This window comes from Pedobacter kyonggii, from assembly GCF_004310665.1.
Taxonomy (GTDB): domain Bacteria; phylum Bacteroidota; class Bacteroidia; order Sphingobacteriales; family Sphingobacteriaceae; genus Pedobacter; species Pedobacter kyonggii.
On sequence record NZ_SIXF01000034.1, the window covers coordinates 17,891 to 41,133 of the forward strand.

The following is a 23,243-nucleotide window of genomic DNA, read 5'->3' on the forward strand; positions in this document are numbered from 1 at the left end:
TTTAATTTAGATAAGGGCTATACAGCGGTTCCCATTCTTTTAAGCAGTTTTAAATGAGATTTTATCCCTCCTAAATAACTGGTGCAATTGGGCGTTATACCACTTTCATTTAATATTTCGTATAATATTCTACTGATCTGTGGGTAGTATACATGGTGATAATGCGGAAATAAATGATGGGCAATGTGATTGTTAAAGCCACCCAAAATAAAGTTTGCCGTTTTACTAAAAGGATGCATATCGTTGGAGCTCTTAATCTGGTTCATTAACCAGGAAGCGTTAATATAACCCTGCGCATTTGCTTTCGGATATTGTGTTTCCTCTACATGGTGCGTCATAAAAAATGTAAACAGTAAAAACAACGATTGGCTTAAATGCATCATCAAAAAGCCAAGCACTATTACATCCCACTGCTGGCCAGAAAAAAGTAAGGGCAGCACTAATAATAAAATGATATAGATTGTTTTTTGAAGCACAAAAGACAGATAATACTCAAAACTCTTTTTAACCGCAAAGCCATCATTGCCAAAAAGAATCAGAAAATCTTTAATAAAAATCCAGAACAGCGAATAGGTAGTATAAGCCAATGGTGCATATAGGTGTTGGTAAGCATGAAACCAATACTGTTTACTATCGGGTACCACGCGGATCAGCTTCGATATTTTAAGGTCTGAATCATAATCTTCTACATTTGGTGCATAATGATGCGAATTAACATGCCTCAGTTTCCAGGCTTCGGCATGCGCACCAACCAATGTATAAATAGCCACAAAGCAGATATGGTTAAGCCGCTTGCTTCTAAAAATAGTATTGTGCGAAAAATCGTGCGAAAAATTAAAGGCAAAGAGCAACGAGATAAAACCATACCCCATAAAACAGCCTATAAAACCAATTGGGTTAACCATGCGGTACAAAGCTAAATATGCAAAAAAGGTGAGCACGAAATACACAACGAATTTAGCGGCAATTATCCTCATAAACGCAGATTTATCAATTACCAGTTCCTGCGCTACACGTTTGTATATTGCTTTGAGCAACTGACTATCAGCTGCTACATGAATGTGTTTATCCTTCATATCGCATTGGGATTAAGTGTTCACTTCTGCCCATCATTTTTAAAAACCTGAAATGTGAGGCCAACGATTCGCCGTACGACATTTCCATATAGGTAAGCTTGTGTTTTTTAGCCAGCGCTTTAAAAATTGGAATAATATCAAGGTAATGCACATGGCAAACATTCGGAAGCAGGTGGTGCACCGCATGAGCATTAAAACCACCAAGTGTCCAGTTAAGAAATTTACTTTCTGCATGATAATCGATCGAGGTAAGCAATTGCAGTTTCGGCCAGCTCATGTTCAATTTATTATCTTTATCAGGCATCGGATGAGATACATAATCTGATAAGTGTGCAACGCCTAACACCGATACAAACAGCAGCGAAATAATAAAATGGTTCAACAGGAAGGCCATCAGAACAACTGTCCAACCGAAAGGCAACAGATAAATAGGCAAAACGATCATATATCCTATATACAAGAGTTTATATAGGACCAGCTTTATGGCTTCAATACAGGGGATCTCCACTTTAATGGTTCGACTCGATAAATTGAACAACATCAGGGTTTCCCTAAAAAAGAACCAGTTAATAGAATAAAAGAGATATAGAAACGGTGCATAAATAAACTGATACCGATGGTACCCTTTTAAAGGCTGCGATTCGGTCATCCGAAACAGGGGATTGTTCAGCACATCAATATCGCTACCTTCTATATTGGTATATAAATGGTGCGATTCGTTATGGTTTTTACCCCATACATAAGCATTATTACCTTGCAGATTAAAACTGAGTGAAAACAACAACTGGTTCCAGAACTTACTTTTAACCGCTACACCATGGGCGGCATCATGCGAAACATTAAAAGCAGTTAATAAAACCGAAAGTCCCATCAGCAGGTAAAATGCATAGAATGCCAATGGCGAAGGACTGGTAATCATTAAGGCGTAAAACAGTATGTCTAAACCGAAGTAAAGGAAAATCTTGAAAAACATTTTTGCGTTCCCCGTCTTTTTCATTCCAGTTTGAATAAAATATTGTTCTATCTGCTCGTTCAATTCTTTATAGAATTCGGAGCCCTCATCTTTTATAAATCTTAATTTGTTCATAACAGTGCGTTTTAATTCTTAACCAAATCTAAAACATAGAACAAACCGTAATTAATCTAAAAGATTACAACAAACCAAATAATCACCTTTTAAAGAAAATACAAACACCCGTACTTAACTATAAATTAGATTTTATGATTTAATCTGATACAATAATCCATTTGATTATTAAAAAACCATATATTCAATTAAAAAATTAATCTTTATGAATAATCAGCAAGTATTATTTTTTCAAGCCATCAAAGCTGCGTTGCCCGAATACCAGAACCTGGCGCTAAGTGTCGCCGAAAAATTAGGAATAAGCACGAATGAGGCCTATAAGAAAATCAGGGGCGACAGCAACCTTACTTTCCAGCAAATCATCAAACTTTCCGATTGTTTCGACGTCCCGTTTCTGTACAGTCCGAAACAATCGTTATCGGTTACTTTTAGCTATTTAAATGTAAATGAAGATTTAGATATGATTGGCTATCTCCGAAACTTATTGGACAATATAAAAGCCATCAAGAACAGCAACAAGAAACACATCACCATTACTACCGACGATATTCCCCTATTTCATTTTTTCAAGTATCCTGAACTCACCAGCTTTAAACTCTTCTTTTGGGCAAATAGCGCCAATAACCTGGAAATGCCGTTCAGTTCTTCCTTTCTATCCGATGAGATTATTAAAATTTCGCAGGAGCTGCATGCCACTTATCTGGAAATACCAAGCACCGAAATATGGTCTAAAGATACCGTAACAGGCACACTCGAACAGATCAGGTATGCATTCGAAGCCGGGCACCTTACCGATACCGAACTGGCCGTAAAAATTGTAGAGCAGGTAAGGTATTGCCTCACCGATATGAATATGTACGCCATTAGCAGCAAAAAAACCATCGACCCCAACCATACCTTTAACTGGTACAATTGTGATGTACTGGGAAGCATCGCTTACCTGGTCGATTTTAAAGACCACATGGCCTGCTACAATAGGTTTAATACTTTCAATTACTTAAGAACCGAAGATCAGGCCTATTGCAAACAAACCAAACAATGGATGCAGGGCCTGATTATGAAATCGGTTTCTTTTAGCGGCCAGGGAGAAAAACACCGCAATAAATATCTGTACAATGCCTTTGCCGAATGCGACAAATTGCTGAGAGAGATTACCAATGGTTAGATTAATAATTAAGCGTTAAGCCTGCGCCAAAACCCATATCGCTATCATAGTGCGCAGAAATACCCATGTATTTTGTGGTAATAAACTTAAGTCCGCCCATAAATTCTTTATCACTGTTTACCATAAAGCTTGCCCTTAAGCGCTTAGAAATCGGTATATCTTCCCGCATTAACTGTAAACGCACATTACCATCATGATACACTTCTGCCTGCGCTACCACCAACATGGGCAAGGTATAGGCAAGCCCTACACTAAACAATCTTCTGTTATCCTTTGTACTTTTTTGGCCAAAAATATTGCTCTCCTGCTCACCCATTTCCATTTTCCGGTAGCGCCAATCGAACCCGACAAAAGGCATTAACCACTGCATTCTATCTATGTACCGGCCAATATGGATTTCAGTTTCAAAGCCGTGCATTTTAGTGTAACCTAAGCGCCATTCGGCGCCAATGCTCCAGCGCGTATTTGCCAACATGGCCATACCGTCGTTTCCGTTGCTGGCAAAATCGTTTTCGGCCATAAAATGAAACATCCTGTCATCGGCAAAAAGTTTTCGTTGCGCCAATTTAGGGTTTGGAATTTCAGGATTTAGCGGTGAGTTTTCATAGCTAAAAATTTTACCCATCCCACTCATCATGTGGTACAAAATGTGGCAATGAAAAAACCAATCGCCACTTTCTGAAGCGCTAAACTCAATGGTATCGCGCTCCATGGGCATAACATCGAGTACATTTTTTAAAGGAGCGTAATCTCCCTGGCCGTTAATTACCCTAAAATCGTGCCCATGCAAGTGCATAGGGTGGCGCATCATACTGTTGTTATATAAAATGATCCGCAGGTTTTCGCCTTTTTTGATGAGGATTTTATCTTCCTCGGAAATGGTTTTATTATCTAGAGTCCAAACATAACGGTTCATATTGCCCGTTAACTGAAACTCCATTTCGCGAGTTGGGGCTTTAGGTAAAATCGTTTTTTCAGGCGAGCGCAACATATCGTAATTTAATGTTGTCATGGGGCCTTTTGCGCTTTTGCTACTACCTATATTATGGGCTTTATGCGCATCAGCAGCAACAACAGTATCAGTCCCAGTATCATCCAGCTCAGCATACATTACGGCATTCATATCCATTACCTGGTTCTGCATTTTCATGCCTTCCATCTGCACCAGATTGCCGTTCATATCCATCATTTCGTTCATCATTTTCATGCCTTCGAAATATTTCAATTTGGGCAATTTTTGAGCCGGCACTTTTTGTCCGCTACCCAGCCATAACGAGGCCGATTTGGTGCGATCTTCAGGTGTTACCAAAAACTCGAAGCTTTTATTTTCGGGGATGGATACAATCACATCATAGGTTTCGGAAACGGCAATAATGAGCCGATCTACTTCTACAGGTGTTACATCGTTGCCATCATTGGCCACCACCGTTATTTTACCACCGGCATACGTGAGCCAAAAATAGGTAGATGCCCCGCCGTTAGCAATACGCAACCTTACCTTATCGCCTGCCTTGAGCTTGTTTGCTACCTGGTACTGATTTTTTCCGTTTACTAAAAATGCTTCGTAGTACACATCGCTCACATCCATGGCGGTCATCCGTTTCAGTTCGTTGGTGAGCTTGGTTTTAAAGTGCCCACCTTTTATGGCTTCGGCATAACTCTGTGTTGTACCTTTTTTTATTGCGAACCAATCATTCGCATTGTGTAATCGCCTGTCAACTTCGTGGGGCATCATATTTGTCCACTCACTTAAAACAACAGGTATCGTAGGTATGACAGGCTCTTTTCTTTTATTTAAAATCATGGCACCGTACATCCCAATCTGCTCCTGCAAGCCCGAATGGCTATGGTACCAATGGGTACCGCTCTGTATAATTGGAAAACGGTAAACATGGGTTTTATTGGGCTCAATAGGCATTTGGGTTAAATAAGGAACCCCATCATATTGATTTGGCAAAAATAGCCCATGCCAATGCAATGAAGTTGGCTCCTTAAGTCTGTTATGTACATGTATTTCTGCTGTATCGCCCTGGGTAAAAGTTAGTGTTGGCATAGGTATTTGCCCGTTAACCGCAATGGCTCTTTTAGGTTTCCCGCCAAAAGTTACCGTTGTATCGGCAACATATAAATCATAGCGCACAACCCCCGGCGACTTTTTGTTGCCTAAAGTTTCCACATCACTTGCTTTGAGGGGAGCTTTTTTTGGGGCGGCTGCTTTTACCTCACTGTGCTGATGTTGGCCAAAAGCAAAGCTACTAAGCAAAATACTAAGGCAACAAACTAAAATAAACTTCATTTTGTAGCGTATGTTTTATTTAAGCACCTCGGCAACCTTACCACAAGTTAACATTTTACTACCATAATACGGATTTTTTATCGCCTCGACTTCACTTAACCAATAGCTTTTTTTCATGGGGCAATAAGCATAATAAACAGGCTTATCACTAAGTTTTACTGCTTTTTCCAAGGCATAAAAATCGGTCGACAGGGAGGTAAAATGATCTCTTTGATGTTCGATATCTTTACTTTCGGCAATGTGCTCGGCATCAAACAATATTTTATCACGCAATACTTCCGAAGCGTTGGTTTTTTCGTTGGCTTTTATGGCATTAATTAATGCAGTAGCCTTGGTACCTGCCACGCTTGCATTGCTGCTAATTAAGGCATCTTTAACTTCATAATAAGCCTGCAAAGGGTTAACCGCTACTGCTTTTTCCTGTGCTGAGGCACTGCCAATTACAATTAGTACAAGGACGTTGATTGCCCAGAATTTAAATAACGTTTTCATTTTGTGTTAAGTTAAATGTTATCAATATATTTTCCCGATACCAGTTAGCGAGCTGCTTATTAATCTGCTTTCCAACCAGAACCGGGTTTTATTGTTACACAAAGCTAGCGGTATGGTCTTTCCTGATGTTACACTTTTACCGAAAATGTTTATATAATTATCGCTCTACGGTCAGGCCATGAGGTTGGCGTTAAGCGGTTGGGGGTGGATTGAGCGGTTTAACAATTAACCTTTTATAAGTAGAGATCCTTTCGACCAAGCTTTCATTGACAGATTCAAAAGAAAGGCCATCATTGCGAGGAGGAACGACGAAGCAATCTTTCAAACTAGTAACCCTTGCCATAAAGATTGCTTCGTCGGCTGAAAAAGCCTTCTCGCAATGACGATAATCTGAGGAGATTTATTTCTTTTAAATACTCCTGTCATTTATATTCATTTTTATACAAAAAATTAATCCCCAGGATGACAAATCGCAGTTTTAATGCATACCTCATCCATCTTCATGATCTTACATTTCCCGTATTACATTTTCCATCTTTAACCTATATTTGCACATGCTTAAAAAAGAACGCTACAAACTTTTTGTAGAACATTTTTCGGCCAAGCAGCCTGATGCAGAAACCGAGTTACATTATAACAACCCCTATCAGCTTTTAGTGGCGGTAATCCTTTCTGCTCAGTGCACCGATAAAAGGGTAAATATGGTAACCCCTGCGCTTTTTCAACGGTTCCCCAATGCTAAAGCGCTGGCCGAAGCTACGCCCGATATTGTTTTCGATTACATCAGAAGCATCAGCTACCCCAACAATAAGGCAAAACACCTGGTGGGTATGGCTAATATTCTGCTTAACGAGTTTAATGATGTGGTGCCTTCGGGGATTGACGACTTACAGAAAATGCCAGGCGTTGGCCGCAAAACTGCCAATGTAATTGCCTCGGTAATTTACAATGCACCGGCAATGGCGGTTGATACCCACGTTTTTCGTGTGGCCAACCGTTTGGGTTTAACCAATGGCAAAACCCCATTGGCGGTTGAAAAAGATTTAGTTAAAAACCTTCCCGAACACGATATCCACATTGCACACCACTGGCTTATTCTGCACGGACGTTACGTTTGTGTAGCAAGAAGCCCCAAATGCGATGTTTGCGAAATTACCTACATGTGCAGGTACTTCGAACGTTTGACCGCCCAAAACGAAAGAGATAAATTAAAAGCTTAAAAAATTATTTTCAATTTACTATTGACATTAGCTAAAAAACATTTACCTTAGCTAAATATATTAGCATCATAAATATCAACATTTAAGCATATTAGCCGATAAACGATTATATTTACGCAATCAATGAAAAAAGAAATGAGCACTGCAAATCCAGATAAACTAAAAGCCCTACAACTTACTTTAGATAAACTAGAGAAATCATACGGTAAAGGTACCATCATGAAACTTGGCGATTCTGCCATCGAGCCAATAGATTTTATTTCTACAGGATCAATCAGTTTAGATATTGCTTTAGGTATTGGCGGTATTCCAAAAGGCCGTGTAATTGAAATCTATGGTCCAGAATCTTCTGGTAAAACAACTTTAGCTACACATATTATTGCCGAAGCACAGAAAAAAGGCGGTATTGCTGCTTTTATCGATGCAGAGCATGCTTTTGATCAGTTTTACGCAAAGAAACTAGGTGTAGATACCGATAACCTTTTAATCTCTCAACCAGATAATGGTGAGCAGGCCTTAGAAATTGCCGATAACTTAATCCGTTCGGGTGCTATTGATGTAATTGTAATTGACTCTGTTGCGGCTTTGGTACCTAAAAGTGAGATTGAAGGCGAAATGGGCGACAGCAAAATGGGTTTACATGCCCGTTTAATGAGTCAGGCGTTACGTAAATTAACCGGTACAATTTCTAAAACCGGATGTTGCTGTATTTTCATTAACCAGTTACGTGATAAAATTGGGGTGATGTTCGGTAATCCTGAAACCACAACCGGTGGTAATGCTTTGAAATTCTATGCATCCGTACGTTTAGATATCCGTCGTATTTCACAGATCAAAGATTCTGATGAAGTTTCGGGTAACCGCGTTAAAGTAAAAATTGTTAAAAATAAAGTTGCCCCTCCTTTCCGTATTGCAGAATTTGATGTAATGTTTGGTGAAGGTATTTCTAAAAACGGTGAGATTATCGACTTAGGTGTTGATTTTGGCATCATCAAAAAAGCTGGTTCATGGTTCTCTTACGGAGATACCAAACTGGGCCAAGGCAGAGACGCCGTAAAACAATTGTTAAGCGACAACCCTGAGCTTGCAGAAGAATTAGAAATTAAAATTAAAGCCGAAGTAACTGGCGATAAATTGGCTGAGAAATAAGCCCGTCTTAATTCAATAATATTAAAACGCCCTGCTAAAATTATTTAGCGGGGCGTTTTGCTTTAAATGCTATAATATTTTATAGCGCAGGCCTTTATTGAAAAGACACCGTTATTAGTTCTGGCTAAAAATGGCGCTAAAATCTTTGGTTACATATACAATTACCAAAAGTGCGGCAATAACCAAAGCGCCTAAAATAATCACGCCCCAACTCCCCTTTAGTTTGTTTTTGTCATTCCTGATTAACCAATATAAAATGCCGATTAGCGGTATCGCGCAAACAATCCAAAATATTAACGATGCTCCAGTCATATATATAAATTCAATTTAAACAATTCTCGTTGCCAGTTTTCGGTTGGCGGTTTTCAGTTTACAGTCGTCAATCTTGGCCACGGAAGCACGGAAAAACACGGAGTTACATTATGCAGTACCCAACGGGCGTCATCCTGATCCGATAGTTATCGGATTTGTTTCAGGATCTTTTTTCAATAGCAATCATCCTACCCCTAAACAGATTGCTTCGTCGGCTGAAAAAGCCTTCTCGCAATGACGAACGAGGGGATAACTAATGAACCGACTAACCAGTTTGGCAATTAACCATAAACTATTAACCAATGGCCCATGAACCAAAACTAAAACTCCATCCTTGCCATTGGCGAAACATCCTGCCCAACAAAATCCTGCTTTAAATATTTTTGATAACCTGCTATGGCAATCATGCCCGCATTATCTGTACAGTATTGAAAAGCGGGGATATACACCTTCCAGCCCAGTTCGTCGGCGGTTTGTTGCAGGCCATTTCTTAAACCAGAGTTTGCCGAAACACCTCCTGCAATAGCTATTTCATTAATTCCGTATTGTTTTGCCGCTTTCTTCAACTTATTCTGCAAAATCTGCACAATGCTATATTGAACTGATGCACAAATATCATCTAAATTTTCGGCAATAAAATTAGGATTCTCTTTTTCCTGCTTCCTGATAAAATACAGGATAGAAGTTTTAAAGCCGCTAAAGCTAAAATTCAGATCGGCAATTTGCGGTTCGGCAAATTTAAAGGCCAAAGGATTTCCATGCTGTGCATGTTTATCGATCAGCGGCCCTCCCGGATAAGGCAAAGCCAGTAATTTAGCTGTTTTATCAAAAGCCTCACCCGCGGCATCATCCAATGTTTCGCCAACTATTTCCATATCAAAGTAATCTTTTACCAGCACAATCTGCGTGTGCCCGCCCGAAACGGTTAAACAGATAAACGGAAAATTGGGCTTAGGATCATCAATAAAGTGCGCTAAGATGTGCGCATGCATATGATTAACAGAAATTAAAGGTATATTTAAAGCTAATGCAAAAGATTTTGCAAAAGAAACACCAACCAGTAACGATCCTAAAAGGCCGGGGCCACGTGTAAAAGCGACAGCACTAATGTCCTGTTTTGTAACTTTAGCACTAATTAAAGCTTGTTGTACGGCAGGCACAATATTTTGTTGATGTACCCTTGAAGCTAATTCAGGTATAACACCACCATAATTTTGATGAATTGTTTGGTTTGCAATAACATTGGCAGTAATTTTGCCGTTGTTACAAATAGCAACGGATGTATCATCGCAAGAAGACTCGATAGCAAGTATAACAGACAAATTATTAATATTTAAGCTGCAAAATTATTAAAAAACTATTTAAAATACTCCTTTGGGTAATCGCATCAATAATCTTGCTGCTCGCGCTTCTTATTTTTTCTTTACAATTTAAGCCTGTTCAAACTTATTTTGCGCAGAAGGCTGCCACATATTTATCTAAAGAGCTTAAAACCACCGTATCGATCAAGAGTCTCTACATCAAGCCATTTAAATCTATTGTACTCGAAGATTTATTGGTTTTAGATTTACAAAAAGACACTTTACTAAGCACGCCACAATTTATGGTGGATATTAATCAATTATCCATTGATAAAAAGATCATTGATATCAATACCGTTCAAATTAACAATGGGCAGTTTTTCCTAAAGGATTTCAAAGATAAGTCTTCTAATCTCGATTTCATTATAAACTACTTCGATTCTGGTAAACCTACTGTAAAGAAAAAGAAAAGCAAACCATACGATATTAATGTTGGCCGCATTATTTTAAATAAATTCGCCTTCAGGTATATCAATTACAGGGCAAAAGATACCGTTCAGGGCAAAAGTGTAAACTTCGAAAATGTAGCTGTTAAAGAGTTGAGCGGAATTTTTGAAGGGCTAGACACCAAAAACCATTTGATTAAAACCAATATCAAAAACCTAACTTTTAAAGAGCGTAGCGGGTTTTACCTTAAAAACTTAACGGCTGAAACCACTATTGATAGTAATGCCATTGAACTGAAAAACCTATTGCTCGAAACCAACCAGAGCCATTTAACAAACTACTACCAAATGCGGTTTAAAAGCTATAAGGACTTTAACCACTATGTAGATAATGTTCGGATGAAGGCCATTTTTAAAGATAGCCATATCACATCCAGAGATATAGCCTTCTTTGCACCTGAGCTGAGCACCATGAAACTCGACCTTGATGTTGATGGCCAGATTACCGGTTTAGTGAATAACCTTAAAGCCAAAAAACTATCATTAAGAACCGGAAAAGCCACGCACATTAAAGGCGATTTTATTTTAAAGGGACTGCCGAAATGGAAAGAAACCTTTATGGACCTCAACATTGAAATGGCGGGAACGAATAAAACCGATCTGGATGAAGTGCTGGCAGGCATTACCAACAGCAAAAAGAAAATTGTTCCAGTAATTGTAAATAAATTCGGCAACATTAACTTTAACGGAAGTTTTACCGGTTTCCAGAATGACTTTATTGCTTACGGCGAATTTAAAACCAAACTTGGCCGTATTGTTTCGGATGTGAACATGAAAATCGATAAAAACGATATTCCATCCTATACCGGGAACGTAAAAACCTACGATTTTAATCTCGGCAACCTAATTGATGAAAAAAGCCTCGGCCGGATCAGCTCATCACTGTATGTTAAGGGTCGTGGCACCGAGCTTAAAGACCTGACCGAAAAGATAAATGGCGATGTAGACTATATCGACTTTAATAATTATCGTTACCACAATGTGAAGATTGACGGAACTTTTAACAAAAAGTATTTCGATGGCAAGCTGAGCATTAACGACCGCAACGTTAAACTGGTTTTTGATGGTGGGGTAAACCTGAATCCTAAACTGCCGGTATTTAACTTTAATGCTACTATTTCTAACGCAAGATTAAAGGCTTTAAAGCTGGTGAAAGATTCGTTGCAGGTTAATGCTAAATTTACCACCAATTTCTCAGGCACCAACCTGAACAATATATCGGGCAAATTACTAATCGAACAAATTAGGCTGCAAAATCCGAAGGGTAGCTATAGTATCGATTCTGTACAATTAATGGCCGACGGAACGGGTGCCAGTCGCGTACTCGATATCCGATCTGATATTTTTGATGCCAGCATTAAAGGTGAATATGACTTAAATTCTATTGTTTCTTATTACAAAGCCATCGCCAAAACATATATCCCTTCGTTAAAGGCCGATATTATCAAATACAAGAACCAGATTTTTCAGTTTAACCTGAAGGTTAAAAAGTTCGAACCACTGGCGCAGATATTTGTACCGGGCTTAGAATTGGAAGAAGGGGCTACAATAACCGGCGATTTCGATTCACGCAACAATACCGCAACGTTAAACGGTTTTGTTAAGAAACTAAAATACAATGGTATTGTGGTAAACAATATCATCCTCGATGAAAATACCACCACACAGCAGCTTCAACTGATTGTAACTTCCGACCGGGTGCAGATTAACGATAGTTTGTTTATTAAAGATGTAAACATCTCCAACATCCTGCGGAACGACAGTTTGGCCTTCAACGTAAAAATGTCGAATGCCGAAGAGGACAATCAACTCGATTTAAACGGCCTTGTAGAGTTTACCAAAAATCAGGATACCACGGCAAGGCTAAGCGTATTGCCTTCTATATTAAAAATCAACAATGAAGAGTGGCGCATCCAGGAAAAGGTACGCATCGTCCTCAACAATGGTAAAACCGAGATCACTAATTTCGATTTAACCAACGGAAACCAGCAGGTTATTATTGATGGATTAATTTCGGAAGACCCTAAAGATTTAATCAGTGTTGGCTTTAAAGAGTTTAACTTAAAAACCCTGAACCCTTTTACCAAAGGCTTTGGCGTTAAACTGGGCGGAAACCTGAACGGAAAAACCGATCTGTACGGCATATTAAAAGCACCGAGGGTTACCGACGACTTAAAAATCGATTCGTTAAACTTTAACGATATCTATATCGGTACTTTAACCGATACTTCATCTTACAGCAACGAAAGCAAAAGGATCAATGTATTTACGCGCATCATGGCCGACGATTCGGAGACTTTTAAGCTGACGGGAAATCTCGATTTAAAAGAAAAAGAAATCGACCTTGCTGTAAAAATGGATGAGAGCAAGCTTACTATCCTTGAGCCTTTCGTTAAACAACTGGTATCGAATTTAAAAGGGAACATCTCTGCCGATTTAACGGTAAAAGGCAAATTAGAAAAACCAGAAATTAATGGAACCCTATCGCTAGATAAGGGTCAGCTGATGGTAAATTACCTAAAAACCACTTATGTGATTACCGATGAGGTAGAAGTAAACAATAGTGTGATTAAACTGGATAACTTCACCTTAAACGACCTGGAAGGCCACGAAGCTACTGCAAATGGATCTGTAGATTTAAACGACATTAACTACCCTACACTAAAAGTAACGGTAAATGCAAACAGTTTAATGGCCTTAAACACTACCGCAAAAGACAATTCGGTATACTATGGCCGTGCCTATGGCACAGGTGTATTTACGTTTACAGGCCCTACCAATAAAATGAAGATCGATATTAAGGCAAAAACTGAAAAAGGAACCGTTTTCAACCTGCCATTAAACAGTTCAGAAACCATATCGGATAAAGACTTCATTAATTTTGTAAGCCGCGATTCGACTGTTCTGGTTAAGAAAAAGACAAACTTTGATGGCCTCACCCTAACCTTCAAATTAACCATCGACCCGAATACCACGGCAAATATATTTACTACCCTGGGTAATTTAAGTGGCAAGGGTAATGCCGAGCTGAACTTAAACATCAACAGTTTCGGCGATTTCGAAATGTCTGGCGATTATATCATTGAGACCGGAAGTTTCGATTTTACAGCCCAGGAGGTAATTAACAAAAAATTCGAAATCAGGCAAGGTGGAACCATCCGCTGGACGGGTAACCCTACGGCTGCACAGATAAACTTAAAAGCAGTATACGCTTTGAGAGCGAGTTTGAACGACCTTTACAAAGCAGCTAACCGCGATGCCAGTAGTAACGCCAACCAAAGGGTAAATACCGAGGTTGAGATGGGCTTAACGGGCCTACTCTTAAAACCAGATATTAAACTTGACATCAATTTCCCTGCTCAGCCTTCAATCAAAGAAGAACTGCAAACCTATTTCAGCGATCAGAACAACCTGAACCTGCAGGCTTTCAGTCTAATTATCAGAAGAAGTTTTGCCCCAGGAAACGGAGGAGAATCAATTGGGAATCAGCTCAGCTCTACTGCAACCAGTACGGCTACCGAGTTGGTATTTAACCAGTTTAACAACGTACTTTCATCATTAAACTTGAACTTTGTCGATCTGAATGTGCGCTCGTTGAGCGAGGCCAATGCATCGTTCAAATTCTTTAGCGATCGTTTAATTATCAACGCAGGTATTGTAGATCGGAACAGTGTGAACGATTTTACCGTTATCGATTTCTCTAAAGACAACGTAGGAAGAGAGGTTGAGGCCCTTTTCTTAATTAAAAAAGATGGAAGTTTAACCGTTAAGGCTGCAAATAAACCACCTACGCAACAAAGTATCTTCTTAAACAGCGGGATTAGCTCAACAGCAAACGTAACCTCTTTTGGTTTAGTTTATACCCAGCAGTTTGATACGTTTAAGGAGTTTATCCAGAAAATCTCTGGTGCTTACCGCCGAAATTTAAAGCGGAAACAAAGCGAGGCCCCTGTTAAAACGAATAAATCGATCAATAAAGAAGCGATTATCAATCAGAGCAAGGGGAACCAGAGGAGGTAGAGAGGTTAGGAGTTAGCGTTGAGGGGTTAGGGGCATTAGTACATTGGTCAATGGTTAATTGCCTTACTGGTTAATTGTTGAAATTGGTTAATTGATCATTTGCTCAGTGGTTATCCATCGTTCGTCATTGCTAAACCGATCCTAGGTGGTTCGTCATTCCCAACTTGATTGGGAATCGTAATGCAATGCGCTTTAAGATTCCCGCCTGCGCGCGAATGACGCTCGATTTAGAACTAAACAAAAAAACCAACAATCGAACACCTGTTCAACTGTTGGTCTTAACCATTTTAGTCATCATGTTAGGCTAAACGCAGGAATCTCCAAACTCCAAACGCCAAACTTTCAAACTATCCTTTCATAATCGAATGGCCCATTTTATCTCTTTTGGTGGTTAAATAACGCTCGTTATGTACGTTACTTGCAATTTCGATCGGAATGTTTTCTACCACTTCCAAGCCATAACCAATTAAACCTGCTCTTTTGGTTGGGTTATTACTCATTAAACGCATTTTAGTAACCCCTTCTGATCGCAGGATCTGTGCACCTACACCATAATCGCGTTCGTCACCTTTAAAGCCTAATTTAATATTTGCTTCTACCGTATCGAAACCGGCATCCTGTAGGTTATACGAACGTAATTTATTAATCAGCCCGATACCTCTCCCCTCCTGGTTCATGTATACAACTATACCCTTACCTTCTTTTTCGATCATTTCTAACGCTTTGTGCAACTGCGGACCGCAATCGCAACGGCACGACCCGAAGATATCGCCAGTTACACAAGAGCTGTGTACACGTGCTAAAATAGGTTCGTTGGCATTCCATTCGCCTTTAGAAATGGCTAAATGTGTCGCATTATTATCTAACTGCGTATAAGCCGTCATTTTAAAATCACCCCAAGCAGTAGGTAAATCGATGCTAACTTCTTGTTTAATCAAACTATCCATGGTTAAACGGTAAGCGATTAAATCTTCGATTGATATAATTTTTAACTGGTGCTGTTCGGCAATTTTAAATAAATCAGGGAGTCTGGCCATTTCGCCATCTTCTTTTAAAATCTCTACCAATAAACCTGCAGGTTTCATGCCTGCCAAACGCGCCAAATCTACCGCAGCCTCTGTATGACCAGCACGACGGATTACACCTCCATCTTTTGCAATTAAAGGAAAAATATGTCCTGGTCTGCCTAACTCTTCAGGATTGGTTTTAGGATTAACCAGAGCCAGCATGGTTTTAGAGCGGTCGCTTGCTGAGATCCCGGTGGTACAACCGTGGCCAACCAGATCTACAGAAACCGTAAAATTAGTTTCGTAAGCTGCAGTATTTTTACCCACCATCAGGTTAAGGTTTAACTCTTTACAACGTTCTTCTGTTAGGGGCGCACAGATTAAACCACGGCCATAGGTAGCCATAAAATTGATGATTTCGGGCGTTGCATTTTCGGCTGCCGTTAAAAAATCACCTTCGTTCTCTCTATTCTCATCATCTACAACAATAATCACTTTACCAGCTTTTATATCTGCGATGGCCTCTTCTATTGTGTTTAATTTTGTTTGCATTTTATAAACATTATGGGGCAAATGGTGTGTGAGGCGTATTAAAATCAATTAATATCACAAACAATAACCCGTACAAATGTACAACCTTATTGAGCAATATTTGGATTAAAATATCATCTGTAAGTAAAGGAAAAGACGCCTATTTTTCCTTTTTTTTAAACAACTGAACGAGGAGCTGCTTGTAGTAATTTACATCAAACAAGGCCGAGTCTACTGTAGCTTTATAGGTTAAAAAGGCCGCCAAAGGCGATAAAACAATTACGGCAATCCACATCCCGAATATCGGGTTTAAATTACCTTCGCGTGCCGATTTTTCGGCCACTGTGGTAATAATGTGGTATACCAGGAAGAAACAAATGGCCACCACAACCGGCAAACCCATTCCCCCTTTTCTGATAATGGCACCCAACGGTGCACCAATAAAAAACAACAGGATGCAGGATGCCGCGAGGGTAAATTTACGCTGATACTCTACTGTGGTAAAAATAATTTCGCCGGTTAAATCAGTTTGGCGCGGACCCCAGTTGGGTACATGCTGCATAATATTCGCCACCGTATTGTTTGCATTATCGAGGGCCAGTTTCCGCGATCCGTTAGGGATACTCTTCAATATTACTTCATCAATCTCTTTCGGTACGGCTTTTACTTTGGTATAACCTTTAGTCACATTAAACTGCTTAAAGTTGCTCGTGAGGTTGGCAATGGTGCGCATTTTCATCGTATCCAGTTGTTTGGTTAGCGAGTCGCGCTTTTTTACAATCCCTTTCAGGTTTAACATGGGCGTACTGTTTCCAAAAGCATTGGGATCGGTGGTATTGCCGTCAAAAGACGACATATCGAAACGCGGTGAGGTTTCTTTAAAACGGTTCCGTGTAAAAATCTGCCGTGGATTATACATGCCGTTTTTCGAAGCCTGCTCTTCGTACTGTACACCATTTTTAAGGTAAAGCACTAAAAACTTACCATCTGCGGTTTTATTCATCTTACCCTCTCTGGCCAGAATTACTTTCGGAATCCCGTTGTTTTCACGGTGATCGTAGATCATGATATTGTGCAGCGTACCGTCTTCTTCTTTCGAATCGACACGGATGGCATAACCTGGAATGGCATTATTAAAAACCCCTGGTTTGATTAAAAATGAAAGTTTTTTGTTCCTGATATCGTACAGTAGCGAGCCAAATTTAAGGTTGGCTTTAGGCAGCATGTAGTTGGCAAAAAAGAAGGAGGCTATGGTGAGCATCAAAATCACCACAAACAAGGGGCGCATGGCTTTTTGTAAAGAAATTCCGGCCGATTTAATGGCCACCAGCTCGTAATTTTCGCCCAGTGTACCAAAAGTCATGATGGATGAAAGCAGTACCGATAGTGGCAGCGCCATAGATACGTTGGCGGCCGAGGCATAATACATTAGCTCCAGAATGGTGTACCATTCGAAACCTTTTCCGATTAAATCATCAATCCATTTAAACAGAAAAAACATCAATAGAATAAACATCATAACAAAAAATGTTGCTATGAATGGCTTCACAAATGCTTTTATTAATAGAAGATGTATTTTTTTCACCCTACAAAGGTAAACAATACGAAGGTAATTTATGCACCCAAAACGCTAATCAGATAATCGATCTGGTTATCCCAGATTAATTTTTTCTCTGCAAGAAGCTCATCGGTAGTAAAATCAGTAATCGAGAGGGCAACATCATTGGTTAGTTCGTCCTGTACAATTTCCATCTCAAAATAACATTGAGGTTCATCATCCAGCCACTTAAATTTAACCAGCTTATTTTCTTTAATGGAAACCAGTTTTGCTTTTTGCTGCTCATCGTCCCAGGTAAAAGTATATACCTGATCGCGGAAATTCACATCGTCCGCAAACCATTGCGATAAGCCGTTTGGCTCACTAATAAAACTATACAATATTCTTGGTGACGATCTAACTTCGTACTCTAGTGTAAATTTTTTCTTTTCTGCCATGTTAGTACACTACCAGGATAATTTCCGGACTATTTTTTTAATATTATTTTTCTAAAGAAAGGTAATTTATTCTATATCTGCAACAATATAATTTTTATTGGTTCAAGGTGCGGGTTCAGTGGTTCATTTGCCATTGGTTCATTAATCCGTCGTCATTCCCCTCATTGGTTCAAGCCAGGGGGCTACTGGTGTTGTTGGGGGTAATCGGTTAATTGTTTAAATCGGTTAACTGGCTTCGGACTAAAGCTCCATCTTACATTTTCCATATTTTCAACCACAAAGCGCATTGAGAGAAGGCACACAGGTCACAGAGCTAGAGGACAAAAATACCACTAAATCTGTTATAAAAAGCGGGCATAAAGTTCTTTACCATATAAGCATTTAGACCATTTAAGCTTCTGATTGAGCTTATATGAACCTTAAATACCTTAAATGGTTTAGAAAAGATGTTGCATAGCTAACCACTTTATAGCTTTCACCTCAACTCTTTCGTTTCGTTTCAAAACTAGCCGCTCAGGATGACGAATGCAGGGAGGTTAATTGACTCTGGACTAAAGACTTCCGACTCTGGCCTAATTCCTTTACCTATCCTGCACCATTTCTTTACCCTTTCTAGGCACCAGGTTAACCCCAGGGTTACCCTTTGCTTACCAATCCTTTACCCTGGCGTTACCTTATTTATTACCTAAAAGGTAAAGGATTGGCGAATATCAGCTATAGATAAGGTTACCTTAGGGATAACTTGGTAACACCAAGGGGTAATCAATCTTTTTGAAATCCTTAATTTTATCAGCACAAATGGTTGACTGAAATATCATACCATAAGCAACAGACTTGATGATATACTAAGACCAGGAACGCGGTTAATTTTGCGGTATCCGCCGAAATGCTGCGCTTTGTTGTGTTGTTAATTTCTAAAAACAGGCTCCCTTAAGGCCTAAAATGACCGTTACAGCCTCTTAAAAACAATCAAATTTACTGAGCAATAGCACTTTAAAGTATTTTTCACATTTCTTTTTAATAGAATGTATATTTATTCTATATTTGCAACTCTTAAAAATAACCACATCGATATTTACGTTATGTAGTAAATATTAACCCGGCGGGGTAGCTCAGATGGTTAGAGCGCAGGATTCATAACCCTGAGGTCGGCAGTTCGATCCTGCTCCCCGCTACTAGACCGGAAAAAGCGGAATATTCGAGACACAAATCGGGTATTCCGCTTTTCTTTTTACTTATAATTTACTGAAAACAAGCAAGATACAAAAATACTGAATTTATTTCCTCGGTTCGACATTCATCGGTTTTCTTGTCATATGTAATCCCTAAAGGAAACAGCAAATGTTGTAGTTGTTGCTTCGTATGATAGTCCCCAGAATGCCACTTTAAAGGCAATTCAGTGGCGAATTTGATGGCCAGATCGACGCAATTTTCAAGGTTCGACACTTGTGAAGTCAATTTCATTAAATTTTGCTCGATGTTATCCCTTTCTTTGTCGTACTTCACTTTATACTTCCTGTATAACTCGCTTCCGATCTCCTCTTCAATGTACCGCTGTTCTAAGCGACTAACTTTGCCGATAATTTCTCTATGTAATTTTTGCAATACCTCTAAATCTTCTTGCTTTCCGCTGCTCAGCTGATTGAAGGTTGCGACTACTTGCTTTTTTAATAGCGTTAAAAAATCCTTGGCGTGACTAACTTTAAACACCTCAAGAATATTTGCAAACCTGTTATTAAGCACTTCGGCATTCTTATTATTACCACAGTTTGATATTTTCTATTACATTCTAAACAGCCGTGAAGGATAAACCATAGACAAACAAGCTTACTAGAATAATCCTGTTGTCAATCACTTATCGTTAAAGATTTCTTCATAGATGAGTTCCATTTGGCTGAACTCTTCCTCGGTAATCTCTTCAAAATTTTTCTTCCGACGCTTTGGAAATATGCCTTTATTTTGATGTAAAAAAATAATTATATCATTTAACCTTCGGTCTGGCATATCGATCAAGTTCTGCAAAGCTCGTTTTAGTTCATCATAACGTTCTAAAAAGTAAAGCTCTTCTGTCAAGTCCTGCTGGATTGTTGCCTGAATTGTCTTGGCGAGGTAGATGCATTGGGTTGTTAGGTCTGGGTAGCGAAAGTACGCACTGACTTCTTCCGGATTCTTTACAGCAACTTCTCCCTGGTCATTTCTAATAAATTTGATTCTTTGCATTAGCGGCTTGGAATATGCTTCCAGTGCAACGTCATAATCCTTCATGTTGTTGATCATATGTGCAGAGACAGGAATTATCATTCCATGTTCAGCCAAGCCATCACGTGTTAGCATATCATGGATTATGAAACGATGAATTCGTCCGTTCCCATCTTCAAATGGGTGTATAAAAACAAATCCGAAAGCTATTATCGCTGCCCTGACAACTGCTGACGCCCCAATAGACTTAGTTTCTACATCGATCAAACCTTTCATCATGGAACTAACCATATCCTGTGGAGGACAGATATAATGATAGATCTCTTCCATGCGATAGTTAGTCTGACCGATGTAATTCTGAAAACCTCGGAATCCCGGCTGGGCATATCGTGGATCCACAATGGCATTTTGCAAGGCTGTAAGATTTTTCTCAGCAAAAACTTCAGCACTTGGTGATTTTCCTGCCTGGGATAGAATTGAGATAAATCTGTCTATACGCTCTGGGGAAGGCTTTTCACTTTCTATTTCATATGATGATTTAGTTTCTTTGCGATACAGATATTGTGTGGCCCTCGCAAAAACTTCCGATGAAAATTCCTTTTTAAGACCATTAATTTCTGCCTTGTAGTCAGTGTTTATTGCCTCTTCTAAAGCTTTTGTCCGGCGAACCATAGGGCAAAACTGTGGCAAACCTAGTAGGTTATCATTTATTCTCCACCGACTGTTTTTTATTGTCTTACCTGTAATGTAATTCATCGGCTCAAGGAAGTCAATATAGTTACCGCCAGGTTCGAAGTTTAGTTGGAGTTCCTTTGCCATCAGCCATTCATATATAAACCCTAACTTTCGGTTATATCGCCCGGCCGGGCTGGTTGAAATATAAGCAACTAATTCATCTTCCTTTACGTGACGAAACACGGCCTCGAGGAAATCAAGGTTGACATCATCATATTTAAGGAGAAACTCCAGGTGCGTAAAAATCGAATCTGTATCAGGAGCATACTTACTGCCAAAATACTGGTCGATAGTCCCATCAGGAGCCATTTCGATTTTGTTTTTTGTTCCAATAAAAGACCGTGTACTTAGTTTATATTCCGGAAGATTTAACTCCTTCTTCAACCATTCGCTTCCCGCTGCCTTTTTTATCATGATATTGGTAATTTGAATATTATGTTAGTAAAGTTAATAAATATAACATAAATATTTGTAAAACGAATAAATAGATATAATTTAACGTCTATTCAAATTAGAGGTAAAACGAATTCAACGTTGGTAATATTAATAATTGACAGATTGTTTTCAGTAAACCGATTAGGAAACGACATCTAATCCACTTTACAGCCACTTTTGTTGAGACATATACATAGTAAGGCAAATTACGCGCACAAAATAAAAGGTAACTATACAGTTAACTTTATTTTTTGCATAAACTTGTCTTCATATATCCTATAATTTTAAGACTGAGAATCCTGAGCAATAAAACAGGGAATCCACTAATTGTATATTTCATCAAAAGTGGTTCTCCGTCACTTTTGGTGAATTATGCTGATTTTGCAAGTACCATTTTCCTTAGCAGCTGAAACCCTGCCTTGCCGTACATCTTTCTTTTAATTGTTTTGATACGATTGACCTGCCCTTCAACCTGCCCATTACTTATATTGGTTATCAATGCGTTATTTACTGCATCATAGTCTTTTAAAAGGTTTTTTTTGCAAAATTGTTCAAACCACAGTCTGATTCAAACACCTCTTCAATCCAGGTTTTCAGCGTGCCATCCTTTTTAGTCTTAAATAGGTTTTTAAAGCCTTTAACTAACTTTTCCATTTTCTTCATTTGTGGGTATTTTCAAATAGAAGCTTTAGAAAATCTTTGTCATCAGCTCTTTTTAGTTCCCAGGGCTCCATGTATAGCATAAGTGATAATCTGGTGGGAGACCAGGTTTTTACCAGTATTGGGCCTGTGGCTTTCGGTCTAAGAGCTGGTTGCGTATTCTAAGCTCATTCATTTTTTGCAAAACTGGAATGAATCTGATTAAAGCATGGGTTAACGAAACTCATTTTAACAATGATTAACGGTCCAGCGTCAGAGCCAACAGAATATCAGACCTAATCATCCACCTGATTTTCGACAGCCATCTAGACCGAGCGCAGTGAGGCTAAAACAAATTGAAAATCGGTATCGGTCCTACAACGATAGGCATCAATCTTGAATACCTAATAATCAATTGGATTTCCGTCTTTTATTTCATGATAAAAAAATTTAGTAGCCGCTACCTTCCATCATCATCTATAAATTTTTCAAATTCCAGATTGAATAGATTATTAAGAGAAATAATTTTTTGCTTGTTCTCATTGCCAGGGCATCGCTTCTCATATACATCCGGGTACTGATAAACTAAGGTTTTGATATTATTCTTAGTAATGAGGTGAATAATATCTGGTCGGCCTTCCAATGCATCACCAGTGGTTTTCCCATTACAACCAACTCCAAAACTGCTATCGTCCACAAGTTTCCATAAATTTAATTTTTGCAGGCGCTCCCAGACGAGATCAGCCTTTTCCTTACCCATTCTTGAGGGGTACATCCACCAGTCATAAATTACAGTCGCGATCGGTTACTTTTTGCCAAATCAGCTAAAAACCTCATTTCAGAGTTGAACCCAAAATCAATTTCCTTTATATCAGCAACCCCACTATCTGGCGCGGATCGTTAACGATCCGAAGTTTTCGCTGAATACTGCTACAGAGCCGAAAAAGCGGAAACGATAACTCCGCTTAGGGATTAATGCCTATATTGATCTGCAACAAACAGGAAAATGGGTTTAGAAACAAATCTCATATCAGTTTTCACGGCTTGATCTATCTATAAGAAGCTATTTATAATTATA

Annotated in this window: 18 protein-coding genes and 1 tRNA gene; 5 read left to right on the forward strand and 14 right to left on the reverse strand. The window is 39.1% G+C overall.

Features of this window, described 5'->3' with window-relative positions; translation table 11 throughout:
• Window positions 1-17 precede the first annotated feature (17 nt).
• Together EYS08_RS22160 and EYS08_RS22165 are read right to left on the reverse strand one after the other, a co-directional pair.
• Window positions 18-1,076, reverse strand: coding sequence for a fatty acid desaturase family protein (locus tag EYS08_RS22160; protein WP_131032150.1), 1,059 nt, complete (start codon window positions 1,074-1,076; stop codon window positions 18-20).
• Window positions 1,066-2,163, reverse strand: a complete 1,098-nt coding sequence (locus tag EYS08_RS22165) for a fatty acid desaturase family protein (protein ID WP_131032151.1) — start codon at window positions 2,161-2,163, stop codon at window positions 1,066-1,068. The genes EYS08_RS22160 and EYS08_RS22165 overlap by 11 nt, the downstream gene beginning before the upstream one ends.
• A gap of 205 nt (window positions 2,164-2,368) precedes the next feature.
• Between EYS08_RS22165 and EYS08_RS22170 the strand changes: the two genes are divergently transcribed.
• Window positions 2,369-3,328: a hypothetical protein gene (locus tag EYS08_RS22170; protein WP_131032152.1), complete on the forward strand. Its 960-nt coding sequence runs from the start codon at window positions 2,369-2,371 to the stop codon at window positions 3,326-3,328.
• A gap of 1 nt (window position 3,329) precedes the next feature.
• Here EYS08_RS22170 and EYS08_RS22175 read toward each other — a convergent pair whose 3' ends face one another.
• Together EYS08_RS22175 and EYS08_RS22180 are read right to left on the reverse strand one after the other, a co-directional pair.
• On the reverse strand, window positions 3,330-5,624 hold the full coding sequence (locus tag EYS08_RS22175; RefSeq protein ID WP_131032153.1) for a multicopper oxidase domain-containing protein: 2,295 nt from the start codon (window positions 5,622-5,624) through the stop codon (window positions 3,330-3,332).
• Between the two features lie 15 nt (window positions 5,625-5,639).
• Window positions 5,640-6,116, reverse strand: a complete 477-nt coding sequence (locus EYS08_RS22180; protein WP_131032154.1) for a DUF3347 domain-containing protein — start codon at window positions 6,114-6,116, stop codon at window positions 5,640-5,642.
• Window positions 6,117-6,670: 554 nt separating this feature from the next.
• Between EYS08_RS22180 and nth the strand changes: the two genes are divergently transcribed.
• The gene (gene nth / locus EYS08_RS22185) at window positions 6,671-7,336 is read left to right on the forward strand and encodes an endonuclease III (RefSeq protein ID WP_029280284.1); all 666 of its coding nucleotides are present in this window, start codon (window positions 6,671-6,673) and stop codon (window positions 7,334-7,336) included.
• A 135-nt stretch (window positions 7,337-7,471) separates the two neighbouring features.
• Entirely contained in the window at window positions 7,472-8,485 is a 1,014-nt protein-coding gene (gene recA, locus EYS08_RS22190; protein WP_057935221.1) for a recombinase RecA, read from the forward strand.
• 114 nt (window positions 8,486-8,599) lie between these two features.
• Here the strand turns inward: recA and EYS08_RS22195 are convergent, their stop codons facing one another.
• Window positions 8,600-8,797, reverse strand: a complete 198-nt coding sequence (locus tag EYS08_RS22195; protein ID WP_057930348.1) for a hypothetical protein — start codon at window positions 8,795-8,797, stop codon at window positions 8,600-8,602.
• A gap of 320 nt (window positions 8,798-9,117) precedes the next feature.
• Window positions 9,118-10,119: a tRNA (adenosine(37)-N6)-threonylcarbamoyltransferase complex transferase subunit TsaD gene (gene tsaD, locus EYS08_RS22200; protein WP_131032155.1), complete on the reverse strand. Its 1,002-nt coding sequence runs from the start codon at window positions 10,117-10,119 to the stop codon at window positions 9,118-9,120.
• 74 nt (window positions 10,120-10,193) lie between these two features.
• Here tsaD and EYS08_RS22205 point away from each other — a divergent pair, with 74 nt between their 5' ends.
• Entirely contained in the window at window positions 10,194-14,624 is a 4,431-nt protein-coding gene (locus EYS08_RS22205; RefSeq protein WP_131032156.1) for a translocation/assembly module TamB domain-containing protein, read from the forward strand.
• Between the two features lie 347 nt (window positions 14,625-14,971).
• Here EYS08_RS22205 and EYS08_RS22210 read toward each other — a convergent pair whose 3' ends face one another.
• From EYS08_RS22210 to EYS08_RS22220, 3 genes are all read right to left on the reverse strand, one after another.
• Entirely contained in the window at window positions 14,972-16,183 is a 1,212-nt protein-coding gene (locus EYS08_RS22210; RefSeq protein ID WP_131032157.1) for a bifunctional 3,4-dihydroxy-2-butanone-4-phosphate synthase/GTP cyclohydrolase II, read from the reverse strand.
• Between the two features lie 139 nt (window positions 16,184-16,322).
• On the reverse strand, window positions 16,323-17,747 hold the full coding sequence (locus tag EYS08_RS22215; RefSeq protein WP_131032158.1) for an LptF/LptG family permease: 1,425 nt from the start codon (window positions 17,745-17,747) through the stop codon (window positions 16,323-16,325).
• Between the two features lie 29 nt (window positions 17,748-17,776).
• The gene (locus EYS08_RS22220) at window positions 17,777-18,157 is read right to left on the reverse strand and encodes an START-like domain-containing protein (RefSeq protein ID WP_029278206.1); all 381 of its coding nucleotides are present in this window, start codon (window positions 18,155-18,157) and stop codon (window positions 17,777-17,779) included.
• Window positions 18,158-19,258: 1,101 nt separating this feature from the next.
• On the opposite strand from EYS08_RS22220, the gene EYS08_RS22225 reads away from it, so the two are divergent.
• A tRNA-Met gene (locus EYS08_RS22225) sits at window positions 19,259-19,332 on the forward strand.
• Window positions 19,333-19,399: 67 nt separating this feature from the next.
• Here the strand turns inward: EYS08_RS22225 and EYS08_RS22230 are convergent.
• The 5 genes from EYS08_RS22230 to EYS08_RS22245 all read right to left on the reverse strand — a co-directional run bounded on the left by EYS08_RS22230 (window position 19,400) and on the right by EYS08_RS22245 (window position 22,925).
• On the reverse strand, window positions 19,400-19,900 hold the full coding sequence (locus tag EYS08_RS22230; RefSeq protein ID WP_131032159.1) for a hypothetical protein: 501 nt from the start codon (window positions 19,898-19,900) through the stop codon (window positions 19,400-19,402).
• A 108-nt stretch (window positions 19,901-20,008) separates the two neighbouring features.
• A complete protein-coding gene (locus tag EYS08_RS22235) occupies window positions 20,009-21,505 on the reverse strand; it encodes a Fic family protein (protein WP_131032160.1) in 1,497 nt (498 codons plus the stop codon).
• A gap of 391 nt (window positions 21,506-21,896) precedes the next feature.
• Complete coding sequence (locus tag EYS08_RS26700; RefSeq protein ID WP_394343131.1) at window positions 21,897-22,025, reverse strand: hypothetical protein; 129 nt, start codon at window positions 22,023-22,025, stop codon at window positions 21,897-21,899.
• 26 nt (window positions 22,026-22,051) lie between these two features.
• Window positions 22,052-22,180 carry a hypothetical protein gene (locus tag EYS08_RS26500; RefSeq protein WP_262711743.1) on the reverse strand — a complete coding sequence of 43 codons (129 nt, stop codon included), beginning with the start codon at window positions 22,178-22,180 and terminating at the stop codon, window positions 22,052-22,054.
• Window positions 22,181-22,625: 445 nt separating this feature from the next.
• A complete protein-coding gene (locus EYS08_RS22245; protein WP_131032161.1) occupies window positions 22,626-22,925 on the reverse strand; it encodes a hypothetical protein in 300 nt (99 codons plus the stop codon).
• Window positions 22,926-23,243 lie beyond the last annotated feature (318 nt).